General features: G+C 68.8%; 6 protein-coding genes and 1 pseudogene. 1 reads left to right on the top strand and 6 read right to left on the bottom strand.

Features of this window, described 5'->3' with window-relative positions; translation table 11 throughout:
• Nucleotides 1-367: 367 nt before the first annotated feature.
• From OG607_RS31320 to OG607_RS31310, 3 genes are read right to left on the bottom strand one after another with little or no spacing between them, the layout of a single operon-like run.
• A complete protein-coding gene (locus tag OG607_RS31320; RefSeq protein WP_405730600.1) occupies nt 368-3,121 on the bottom strand; it encodes an alkaline phosphatase family protein in 2,754 nt (917 codons plus the stop codon).
• Nucleotides 3,122-3,133: 12 nt separating this feature from the next.
• A complete protein-coding gene (locus OG607_RS31315) occupies nt 3,134-4,489 on the bottom strand; it encodes an ABC transporter permease (protein WP_405730598.1) in 1,356 nt (451 codons plus the stop codon).
• Nucleotides 4,486-5,427, bottom strand: a complete 942-nt coding sequence (locus OG607_RS31310) for an ABC transporter ATP-binding protein (protein WP_405730597.1) — start codon at nt 5,425-5,427, stop codon at nt 4,486-4,488. Before OG607_RS31310 ends, OG607_RS31315 begins: the two co-directional genes overlap by 4 nt.
• Nucleotides 5,428-5,987: 560 nt before the next feature.
• Between OG607_RS31310 and OG607_RS31305 the strand changes: the two are divergent.
• Nucleotides 5,988-6,544, top strand: a pseudogene (locus tag OG607_RS31305) (lytic polysaccharide monooxygenase).
• Here OG607_RS31305 and OG607_RS31300 read toward each other — a convergent pair.
• Genes OG607_RS31300 through OG607_RS31290 form a run of 3 tightly spaced genes read right to left on the bottom strand, consistent with a single transcriptional unit; the run spans nt 6,517 to nt 8,756 of the window.
• Nucleotides 6,517-6,771: a hypothetical protein gene (locus OG607_RS31300; protein WP_405730595.1), complete on the bottom strand. Its 255-nt coding sequence runs from the start codon at nt 6,769-6,771 to the stop codon at nt 6,517-6,519. The pseudogene OG607_RS31305 and the gene OG607_RS31300 sit on opposite strands and share 28 nt — an antisense overlap.
• Before the next feature lie 45 nt (nt 6,772-6,816).
• Nucleotides 6,817-7,500 (bottom strand): response regulator, encoded by a 684-nt coding sequence (locus OG607_RS31295; RefSeq protein ID WP_405730593.1) that lies wholly within the window; start codon nt 7,498-7,500, stop codon nt 6,817-6,819.
• 53 nt (nt 7,501-7,553) lie between these two features.
• The gene (locus OG607_RS31290) at nt 7,554-8,756 is read right to left on the bottom strand and encodes a sensor histidine kinase (RefSeq protein WP_405730591.1); all 1,203 of its coding nucleotides are present in this window, start codon (nt 8,754-8,756) and stop codon (nt 7,554-7,556) included.
• Nucleotides 8,757-9,000: the final 244 nt, after the last annotated feature.

Genomic DNA, 9,000 nt, shown 5'->3' with positions numbered 1-9,000 from the left:
GTTTCCGCAGGTCAGGGCCATGCCGGAGTGGGGCGGGTGGGACTCGAACCCACGACCGACGGATTATGAGTCCTTTGAGGATCTTGGCGGTCCTTGCCGATCAATGCTCATCCATAACGTTTTTGCTGGTCAGAAGGAGTGAGGAGCGTCGGCCCTCGTTCGTCTTTGTCGGTCTGTTCCTATCCTTGAGTCCCGAACGCGTCCCGAACACGCTCAGGATGGACGGGCTGAAGGGTCGTGAAGGTCGATCCCGCCGGTTCAGGAGAGGGTCTCGAACTCGCCAAATCCTGTAGCTGCACACCGGGCAGAAGAGGTCCCTGGCCCGCGGTGACGCCGGCCAGGGACCTCTTGACGCGATCGGCCTACGTCAGCCGTCGGACTCCGACGACGGGAGGTAGGCGCCCGGCACGTCGTTGGGCGCGTAGATCTTGCTGTCGCCGGGGTACGGCTTGGTCCAGTTGTGCGTCTGGTACCAGGTGTAGCGGTTCATCTGCGCGGGGTTCGCGTAGTCGGGCACGGCGTTCGGGCCGGTCAGCCGCTGGTGCGACGCCCAGGTCTGCCACTGCGCCGCGACCTTCTTCTCGGCCGCCGGCACCGTGACGGATGTCGGTGCGGCCGCCGCCTCGGTGTCCTGGGCCGCCGGGATGTCCGAGCCGCAGGACGGCTGGGGGCTCACGCCGAGGGTCAGCGAGGTCCGGTTGGGCACCGCCGTGAACGGCGTGTCGTCCGCCTTCCGGGTGAACGCCCCGTACATCGGGGTGGCCGCGCTGTCGAGCTGGTTCATCGGGTGGATCCCGAGGATCTGCTCGATGGTGCGGACCATCGTGATCTGCGAGTAGTAGTGGTCGTCGACGGTGCCGTGCTCGGCGTACGGGCTGATGACCTGGACCGGAGCGCGGTGGCCGTCGACGTGGTCGAGGCCGGCCTGGGAGTCGTCCTCGACGACGAAGATCGCCGAGTCCTTCCAGTACTTGCTGTGCGTGATCTCGTCGACCATCCTGCCGACCGCGAGGTCGTTGTCGGCGACCTCGGCGGCCGCGTTCGCCGGGCCGCCGGTGTGGTCGTTGGAGAACCAGAACATGTTCAGGTTCGCCGGTCCGTTCTTCTCGAAGTCCTGCTTCCAGATCTGTTCCTTGTAGATGTCCGGAACGGTGAGGTCGAACATCGGGAAGCCCTGCACCGACACGTCGTTGAGCGAGGGGATCGCCGAGCCCGTCTTGATGGGGAAGGCGGTCTGCGCCCCGGTCGCGGCCATGTTCTTGCTGTCGCAGTACAGGTTCTGCCAGGTCGCGCCGGACGGCTTGGTCTCCAGCGACTGGAACTCGCCGAAGTCCTTGACGGTCTTGCCGGCCGCCTGTGCGCCGGTCCAGATGAAGCCGGTCTTCTGGTGGCCGAGGGCGTCGTTCTCGGTGTCGTAGCTGCGCGTGTACTCGCCGGCCGAGGATTCGGTGTACTCCGGATTGTCGGACTGCATCAGCCAGTTGTGGCCCTCGGCGGAGTTCGTGCCGATGTCGTAGAAGTTGTCGTACAGCCCGAACTGCTGGGCCAGCGCGTGCTGGTTGGGCGTCACGTTCTCGCCGAACTGCGTGAGCGAGGAGTTGCCGTTGCCCTGCGGGAGGTCACCGAAGACCTGGTCGTAGGTGCGGTTCTCCTTGACGAGCAGGAAGACGTGCTTGATCGTCGAGGGGTCGCCGATGCGCGTCGGGACCGGGACGGCCTTCGTGTGGCTCTTGCCGTTGGCCGTCTTGACCGAGCCGGCCGTCCAGCCGTTCTGCTTGAAGACCTTGGCCGTCTGGGACTTGACGACGAGGTCGCTCGGCAGCGTGAACCGGGTCAGGCTCGACGTCGTGTCATGGGTGTTGTGGCCGGCGCTGTCGGGGCGGAGCGCGTCGATGCCACGGGTGTTGGTGACGACCACCTGCTTGCCGACGGTGGTGATCCCCGAGGGGAAGTAGTCCGTCGGGAGCAGGCCGACGTAACGGGCGGGCTGCTGCGGGGAGGTGTAACGGTAGACGGCGACCGCGTTGGCGCGACCGAGCGTGACCAGCAGACGGCCGTCGTCGGTGAGCGTCACCGCGTTGGGCTCGTAGCCGACCGACGCCTCCGGCCACGGCTGGGTGGCGATGGTCTGGACGACCTTGTCCTTGCGGGTGTCGATGACCGACACGTTGTTGTCGGCGGTGTTGGTGACGAACACCGCCCCCTTCTTGGCGTACACCGCGGTCGGGTGCAGACCGACGTCGATGGTGCCGACGGCGGCGGACGGGGCCGCGGTGTCGATGACGCTGACCGTGCCGGTGGTGCTGGCACCGGTGTCGGGGTCGGCGGGCACATCGGTGCCGTAGGAGTTGATGGTGGTGTCGCCGGCCTTGGCCGGGCGCCCGCCCTCATTGCTGACGTACAGCTTGCCGCCGACCAGAGCGATGCCGCGCGGGGCGTTGCCGACGGCCCAGCTCTGCTCGATGGTTCCGGTCGCCGCGTCTATCGCGACCACCCGGTTCTGGCCGTTGACCGCGGAGTACACGGTGGAGCCGTCGGCCGAGAACACCGCCGCGCCCACCAGGGCGTGCTTGGAGCCGTCGGCCGCGATCGGTACGGCCGTCGGGTCGGCGAGGGTGCCGTCCGCGTTGACGGTGAACTTGGTGTAGCCGTCGGCCTGGCCCAGCCACAGCTGCTTGCCGTCGGGCGAGTACGTCGGGCCTTCCTGGCCGACAGAGCCGCTGCTGATCCGCAGGTCGTCCGTCGCGTTGGTGCCGACCTTCTGCTTGACCTGACCGGTCGTGAGGTCCATGACGACCAGCGACGCGTCACCGTCGGCGACCGAGGCCGCGAGGTGGGTGCCGTCCGGGCTGACCGTCGACGACATGATCTTGCCGTCGTTGACGACGGTGCGGGTGCCGTACGGGTTGATGTACTGGTCGCTGGAGATGACCTGGCCGTTGGCGGTGGTCTGGCCGACCTGCTGGGTGCCGAACTGGTACGTCGAGGCGACCGCGGTGCCCGTGACGCCGAGGGCGACGGCGATGCCCGTCGTCACCAGCAGGGTCCGGCGGCCGACGTGTCTGCCGAAGAGGTTGACCTTCTTCTTCTCGTTGATCCGACGCTGGCGGGTTACCTGCACGGAACTGTCCCTTCAGTGGGTGTCGAGCAACTCGACGTTGCCGTCGAACTGCCACAGCGGATTCGGGGCGTCTCCGGTCGAAGTCCGCACCAGGAAGTAGCCGTTGACTTCCTTGGGACCGTCGCCATCCGCCACGAACCGACCGTCCGAGGTGATGTCGAGCTGGTAGATGGCCGTCCCCGCGACCGCGACCCCGGGGAGATGCCAGGTCACGACGCAGCGCCAGTCGTTGCCCGCCCCCTCCTGGGCGGCCTGGCCGTCGCTCTTGGTGCACGCCGCCGTGGTCCGCAGCTGGGCCTCGGTGACGGCGGGGCGGTGGAGTTGCCGGGTCTGCAGGCGGTAGAGGTGGGCGAACACCGTGGCGAGGGACCGCTGGACCTTGTCCTGCCCGATTCCGGAACCCATGGACGGGGTCGCCACGGCGACGACCGCGACCGTGAGGGCGACCAGTCCGGCCAGCGGCAGGAGGCCGATGGTGATCGCGCGGCGCCCGGAGCCGTCGTAGGTCACGTTGGTGAAGTCGCGCCGCAGGAAGAGCAGGTACGCCAGCGCGGTCGCGGTCACGGCCCACACCAGGCTGACCACGATGCCGATCAGGAGCGGGCCGACCTGGGCCGGGCCGGTGAACAGACCGCTCCAGGCGATGAAGGCGTAGCTGGGCAGGGCGACGCGTACGGCGACGGGCAGCGGCAGCATCTGGGCGAGCTGCATCCCGAGTGCGACGAGCGCGGGCAGCAGCAGCCCCATCGGGGACCGCCCCAGCACGACCGACCCGAGCAGTCCGATCGCAGCGAGGGCCAGGGTCGGGGCGAGTACGCAGACCCAGGCGAGCAGGACCCTGCCGGCGGAGTCCGCCGGCGCCAGCAGGTGGCCGTCGAGGCCGACCAGCGGCTGGTTGCCGACCGCCGCAACCCCACCGGCCGCGCTGGAACCCGCCATCCCCGCCACGAGCAGCAGGATGACGGTGACGCTGGCCAGTGCCTTCGCCACGAAGATCCGTCGAGGCGACCGAACCGCCACCAGCAGGTGGCGCCAGGTGCCGAGCCGGTCCTCGGAGGCGAACACGTCGCCGGCCACCACCGAGGTCAGCAGCGGGAGCGCCCAGGTGCCCGCGAAACCGAGCATCACCAGCGGTCCGGCCCACCCCGTGGCGTGCATCCAGCGACCGAAGAGGGTGTCGGAGGGGAGCGTGCTCTGCTGGCTCACCCCGGCGACGAAGAGCGCCGGAGCGATCCAGCAGGCGAGGACCAGCAAGCGGATCCGCCATTGCGAGACCAGCTTGACCAGTTCGAAGCGGTAGCCGCGCGCCACCGAGACGGGGCGGGCCGCGGCAACGTTGTCATCGGCGATGGTCGCGGTCGCGGTCATCGGCCTGCCTCCTGCTGCTCGGTGAGGGCGAGGAACGCGGCCTCGAGCGGCGACACCACCGGTGCGAGCTCGCGCACCGAGATGCCCGCGTGCACGAGCCGCACCACCAGTTCGTCGAGGGCGGGCACCAGCGCGCGCACCACGAGGACCCCGGCGTCGTACCGTGCCCCCGCGTCGTCGACGACCCGGATCCCGGCCGTGCCGGCAGCCAGCCCGCGGGCGGCCTGCGGGTCGGAGGTGCGCAGCCGATAGTCGAGTTCACGGCTCTCGGCGGCCAGCTTGCTCAGCGGGCCGGAGAAGACGACCCGCCCGGTGGCGACGATGGTGACCTCGGAGCACAACGCCTCCAGGTCGTCCATGCGATGGCTCGAGAGCACGACGCTGGTGCCGTCCGCCGCGAGCCTGGTGAGGACACCGTGTACGTGCTTCTTCCCGGCCGGGTCGAGGCCGTTGGAGGGTTCGTCGAGCACGAGCAGCCGTGGCCTGGTGAGCAGGGCGGCGGCGAGCCCGAGCCGCTGACGCATCCCGAGGGAGAAGCCGCGGGCCCGGTCGTCGGCGACATCGGTGAGCCCGACCTCGTCGAGCACATCGTCGATCCCCGTCGTCCGCGCGTCCCGGCCACGCAGAGCGGCCAGCGCGGCGAGGTTCTGCCTGGCGGTGAGCGACGGGTAGAGACCCGGCCCGTCCACGAAGCCGGCCACACCGTCGGGAGCGGCGATCCCCCGCCCGACCGGCGTACCCAGGATCTCAAGGCCGCCGCCGTCGGCGACGGCCAGGCCCAGCAGGAGGCCGAGCAATGTCGTCTTTCCGGCGCCGTTCGGTCCGACCAAGCCGTGGATCTGCCCCTGCGCCACATCCAGATCGACGCCGTCGAGTGCGACGACGTCGCCGAAACACTTGGTGATCCCACGAGCCCGGACTGCGAGGAGTGTGTCCATGGGTCCTCCCTTCAAGGCCCACAGGAAACTAAGGGACAACGCACAGCGCGGGCAGGGAAAGCCAGTTGAACGCTCGCGGAACGGAAGACGACCTATTTCCGCAGAACCAATGGGCAGTCAACAACCGTCAATATTTCGACCAGCAACTTCTCAATAGCCGGATCGCAGAGTGCACCGAGTCATCAGACACTTGCGATCGCAACGTCGCCGCTGGCTGGATCCTGATCACGACAAGGCGTCCGCAAGTCCGTGTGCACGAAGTAGGCAGCACCACGCCGGACTTGGGCGCAAGCCGTCGCCATAGGCGGCGCGTCCCTCAGCAGGAACCGTGCCGTGCGCCCCCGGCCGCGCGCCTTGCCCTCGGCGACCCGTAAACCACGACCGACGGATTATGAGTCCTTCGAGGATCTAGGCGGCTCTTGCCGACCAACGCTCATTCTTGACGTTTCACAGGTCGGATGAGTTGATCCAGGCCGGTGCTCGCGTACCCCCGCACGCACCCGGAACTCCCCACGTTCTCCAGGAGCCAGCCTGCGCAAGAAGATTGGCATGGCCGTGATCTGGGAACCGCCCTCCTCACCGTCGTCGCGACCGGCAGCGCCCGGAGTCACGGCTACACCAACCTCCCCGCCAGCCGTCAGGCGCTCTGTGCCAACGGCACCGTCACCAACTGCGGTGACATCCGTACGAACCGCAGAGCGTGGAAGGGCCCAAGGGCTTTCCCACGTCAGGGCCCGCCGACGGCACGATATGCGCCGGCGGCAACAGCCGGTTCGCGCAGCTGGACGCCCCGCGCGGCGGCGCGTGGCCTGCCACGAAGGTGACCGGCGGCCAGAGTTACAGCTTTACCTGGCGCTTCACGGCGTCCCACGCCACCACGGACTTCCGGTACTACATCACCAAGTCCGGCTACGACCCGGCCAAGCCGCTCACCCGCGCCAGCCTGGAGTCGCAGCCCTTCCTGACCGTCCCCTACAACGGCGCGCGCCCGGGCACCACCGCCGTCCACCAGGGCCCGATCCCGACCGGGAAGACCGGCAAGCACCTCATCCTCGCCGTGTGGACGATCGCCGACACGAGCAACGCCTTCTACTCCTGCTCGGACGTGCAGTTCTGACGCTTCACGACGCGTAGAGCCGAGCCTCCGACGCCTGTCCGGCGGGCCAGCCGGTGTTGGCGGTGAAGACCAGCCGTACGTATCGCGCGGTCGCGCCGGTGTCCGTCCCGGGGGTGCTCCCGGGCGAGGTGGTCCCGGGTGCGGGCGGCGGTCTCCTCGTCGGGCAGGGCGAAGGAGACGGCGATGCGCGGACGGCCGGCGCGTACGAAGTGGGTGCAGGCGAACACGCCGTCGCCGAGGGAGAGTTCGGCGGCGATGTACTGAATGACACCTCAGGTGTTGTCCGTGCCCCAGGCTGCGGGGCCCCGGGAGATCAGTCCGGTCTCGTATGCGAAGACGACCGCCTGGGCGCGGCTGTTCAGCGTGAGCTTGCTCATGCAGTGGTTGACGTGTGTCTTGATGGTCGCTGTGCTGAGCACGAGTCGCTGGGCGATGTCGGAGTTGGACATGCCCGCTCCGACCAGCCCGAGGACTTCCAACTCCCTGGGAGTCAGCGTTTCCAGCCCGGAATGCGGCTCGGGCGCGGCCGGGCGGGGAGTGTAGGTCTCGATGAGCCCTTTGATCACTGAGGCGCTGAACAGCATGTCGCCGGCGTGCACGGTGTCGATGGCGGCGAGCAGCCGGTCCGGTGGGGTGTCTTTGAGCAAGAAGCCGCAGGCGCCGACCTTCAGCGCGCCGTAGACGTACTCGTCGAGGTCGAAGGTCGTCAGAACGAGAATCCTGGGGAGCGGGGGCGCAGCCTGGGCGAGGATGCGCTCAGTGGCGGTGATCCCGCTGATCCCCGGCATCCGGATGTCCATCAGGATCACGTCGGGTCCGGTCTGCGCGGCCATCTCGATCGCCTCCTCGCCGTCCCGCGCCTCGCCGAGGACCTCGATTCCCGGTGCGGCCCGCAGGAGTGCGACCAGTCCTGAACGGATGAGGAACTGGTCGTCCACGACGAGCACTGTGGGCATGCGTGTGTTCCGCCTTCCTCGCGGCTGCCCGGCCGAGAGCCGAGACACTTTCCTCACCTGTCGCGGGGCACGGGGACGGTCAGTGCGACCTCGAACCCGCCCTGCGGGACGGGGCCGGCGGTCACCGTCCCACCGTAGATACCGGCCCGCTCACGCATGCCGATCAAACCATGGCCGGCGGGCCCCGCGGCCGTGCCGACGGGAATTGCCTCCTGTCCGTCGTCGGACACACGGACGCGGACCGCGTCTTCGTCGTAGTGCACCGTGACGCTCGCGTTCGCCGCCGGCGCGTGCTTCATGACGTTGGTCAGAGCTTCCTGGATGACCCGGAAGACACACAGATCGACGCCTGGCGGCAGAGCGAACGGGGCGCCCGTGATCCGGACGTCGACGGGGACGCCCGCGGCGGTGACACGCCGGGCCAACTGGTCCAGCCGCCCGGGTCCGGGGGTCGCGGTGGGGTCGCCCGCACCCTCCTGGGCACGCTCGGTCCCTTCCCTGAGCACGACCAGCATGCGGCGCATCTCCGCCATGGCCTCGTGGGCGCTGCCCGCGATGGTATCCAGCGCTTCGCGGGCCGTCCTCGGATCGGAGGTGAAGACGTATCCGGCCAGGCCGGTCTGCACAGAGATCGCGGACACGTGGTGGGCGATCACGTCGTGCAGTTCACGGGCTATGCTCATGCGCTCGGCCATGACGGCCCGCTGTGCCTTCTCCTCCTGCTCCAGGCGCAGTTGCTCGCTGAGCACAGCGAGCCGCTCGCCGCGCTCCGCGAGCCGACGGGACCGGTCGCCGGTCACCCACAGGACAGCCACCGTCACGGTCACGAAGACCACACTCTGCGGGCCGATCCCGGGCTCGGCAAGCCGCGTACCCCACAGCAGCACGAGCAGCGATGCGGCGGCGCACTTCGCCACGACCCTGCGCGGGCACTGCGCCGCGACGGTGTAGAACGCCAGGCCCAGTCCGCAGACGACGACCACGTGGTAATAACCCAGGGTCATGTAGCACAGCGTGCAGGCCGCCGTGCTGACGAGCACGGTCAGAGGAGCCCGGCGGCGCACCGCCAGCGGAAGATAGACCAGGGCGACCAGCACATAGGCCCATACATCGGTTTGCCGCCAGTAGCCCTGCGAGTTCGGCCAGTTGCGCAGCATCGTGCCCATGATGCCGACCGACACCACCGCGTAGACGATATCTGCCACCTGTGGGAAGGCCTGGCGAACCGTCCCGCCCCACGTGCGCTGCGCGAACATCGTCCGAGCGTAGGTCCCAAGCGATCGCTCCACCCCGCTTTCCACCACAGCTACACCTCAGGTTGTACACCGCCAACCGGTCCGGGCGGGCTCCCGGCACTCGCTGGGCGACTGGGCCAACTGGGTGGCCCTCCTGGAGCTGCAGGCCGTCAAGCGGCGAAGGCCGATGTGCGCTCTTCCCTGGCCGGAGGTCAGCTTGCACGACTCGTGGTTCCGGATCTCCGCGCAAATCAACGAGCACTGT

This window comes from Streptomyces sp. NBC_01537, from assembly GCF_045040445.1.
In the GTDB taxonomy this organism is placed as follows: domain Bacteria; phylum Actinomycetota; class Actinomycetes; order Streptomycetales; family Streptomycetaceae; genus Actinacidiphila.
This window is presented reverse-complemented; position numbering and strand designations above follow the sequence as displayed.

Coding starts and splice junctions, on each gene's coding strand:
- OG607_RS31315 (WP_405730598.1), bottom strand. CDS start 4,489: ATGACCGCGACCGCGACCATCGCCGATGACAACGTTGCCGCGGCCCGC.
- OG607_RS31290 (WP_405730591.1), bottom strand. CDS start 8,756: ATGTTCGCGCAGCGCACGTGGGGCGGGACGGTTCGCCAGGCCTTCCCA.
- OG607_RS31310 (WP_405730597.1), bottom strand. CDS start 5,427: ATGGACACACTCCTCGCAGTCCGGGCTCGTGGGATCACCAAGTGTTTC.
- OG607_RS31295 (WP_405730593.1), bottom strand. CDS start 7,500: ATGCCCACAGTGCTCGTCGTGGACGACCAGTTCCTCATCCGTTCAGGA.